General features: G+C 66.6%; 2 protein-coding genes. Both read right to left on the bottom strand.

The annotated features are described in order from the left end of the window. Positions 1-599: acetyl-CoA carboxylase carboxyl transferase subunit alpha (accA, locus tag V7Q81_RS15860; protein WP_333845269.1), on the bottom strand; the 599-nt coding region annotated here is incomplete at its 3' end. 79 nt (positions 600-678) lie between these two features. Next, a partial coding sequence (gene ggt, locus V7Q81_RS15855) for a gamma-glutamyltransferase (RefSeq protein ID WP_333845267.1) occupies positions 679-2,116 on the bottom strand: 1,438 nt, incomplete at its 5' end.

Below are 2,116 nucleotides of genomic sequence, written 5' to 3'. Positions count from 1 at the left end.
CCTTCCCCAATGATGGTGCAGATGATGGGGGTTTTCAACCGAGCCATGACATAGATATTGCGGCCAATCGCTTCCGACTGCCCCCGCTCCTCGGCGCCGATGCCCGGATAGGCGCCTGGTGTATCGACGAAGGTAAACACGGGCAGGCCGAATTTCTCGGCGAGCAGCATGAGACGCAACGCCTTGCGGTAGCCTTCCGGTCGCGGCATGCCGAAGTTGCGATGGATCTTTTCCTTGGTATCGCGCCCTTTCTGGTGCCCGATCACCACCACCGACTGACCGCCGAAGCGGGCAAGCCCGCCCACGATGGCCGGATCGTCGGCAAACGCCCGGTCACCGTGCAGCTCCACGAAATCGGTAAACAGCCCCTGGATGTAGTCGAGCGTGTAAGGGCGCTGGGGATGGCGCGCCACCTGGGCGATCTGCCAGGCCGTGAGCTTGGAATAGATCTCCTTGGTGAGGCGTTGGCTCTTCTCTTGCAGCCGGCGGATTTCTTCCGAGATGTCGAGTGCGGAATCGTCCTGCACGAAACGCAGCTCCTCAATGCGAGCCTCCAGCTCGGCGATAGGCTGCTCGAAATCGAGAAATGTCTGTTTCATTCTCCTCCCTTTGCGGCCACGGGCACGCGGGCGCCGGGGTCGCTGCTTACGGTCGCCGCGTATGATACTGCATCCGCTCTCAGTACCAGGCCCTTCCCACCAGAGCGCGCGGATCGCTCGCGGCCAGCGCGTCGCCCGTGGCGCGGCTCACGAAAACCGCCTGCATGTTCCCCCAAGGACGGGACGCTTCATGCAGCGTGTGCCCTTTGGCCTCCAGCGCCGCGCGCCAGGAGGCAGAAAAGGCGCCGGGCTCCAGCTCAATCCGGTCCGGCAGGTACTGGTGGTGGTAGCGCGGCGCGGCCACGATGCGTGCCGGATCGCCTCGTTCCTCCCTCAGGTAGTGGAGAATGGCGAGCAGCACCATGCTGATGATGCGCGAGCCGCCGGGCGTGCCCACGACCAATACCCCTTTGCCGTCTTCCACGAAGGTGGGCGACATGCTGGAAAGGGGTCGCTTGCCGGGGGCGATAGCGTTGGCGCGGCTTCCCACTAGGCCGTACACGTTGGGCAGGCCAGGCGCCACGGCGAAATCGTCCATCTCGTTGTTGAGAAGCACGCCCGTTGGCCCAGCGACGAATCCAGAGCCGAATAGCGTGTTGAGAGTGAGGGTGGCAGCGACCCGGTTCCCCTCCCGGTCCACGATGGAGAAGTGGGTGGTATGGGCTGCCTCACCCACCTCCAGCCCCGGGAGGTCGGCGCTTGGGCTGGCTCGGTCGAGTCGGATCGAGCGAGCGCGCTCGCGGGCATATTCCCGACTCTGCAGGCGCTCCCAGGGCCCGACGACAAAGTCGGGATCGCCCATGAAACGGACCCGGTCTTGGTAGGCGCGACGCAGCGCTTCTACCACCAGATGAGCCTGGTCCGCTTCCGGCAAGCGCTCCAGCGCAAAGCGCTCCAGGATGTGGAGCGCCTGGGCCAAGCTAAGCCCACCGGCCGAAGGCAGCGCCGCGGTGGTGATGGTCGCTCCCCGGTAGCGAATGCGCACGGGTTCTCGCTCCACCACCCGGTAGCGGTGCAGGTCTTCCAGGCTCCACAAGCCGCCGCCCGCGCGTACCGCCTCCACCAAGGTCTGCGCCACAGAACCGGCATAGAAACCGTCGTGGCCGTCGCGGGCGATGCGCTTGAGGGTCGCGGCAAGCGCCGGCTGGACGAGCCGCTCCCCCGCCTGCAGGGCAGCTCCGTCCCGGAGAAAGATGCTGGCGGCAGCCGGGTCGGCCCGCAGCCACTCGGCTTTCTCCGCAGCGATGCGGGCGAAGCGCTCGTCCACGGGAAAGCCCTCTTCCGCATGGCGGATGGCCGCCTCCAGGGCATGGGACAGGGGTAGCCGGCCGTAACGCTCCGCCACCCAGACGAGGGCGGCTGGCGTGCCGGGAATGGCTGCGGCCCGCGGCCCCTTCAGGGATGTACCAGGAACGGGCTTACCGCCTGCGTCCAGGTACATGTCCTCCCGAGCGGCAAGGGGCGCACGCTCCCGGGCATCTACCATCACCGTGCGCCCGTCCCGGGCGCGATGAAGC

Origin of the sequence: Pelomicrobium sp. (assembly GCF_036803785.1) — a bacterium.
In the GTDB taxonomy this organism is placed as follows: domain Bacteria; phylum Pseudomonadota; class Gammaproteobacteria; order Burkholderiales; family UBA6910; genus Pelomicrobium.
The sequence above is the reverse complement of the archived record's forward strand: the minus strand, read 5'-3'. Positions and strand labels throughout refer to the sequence as shown.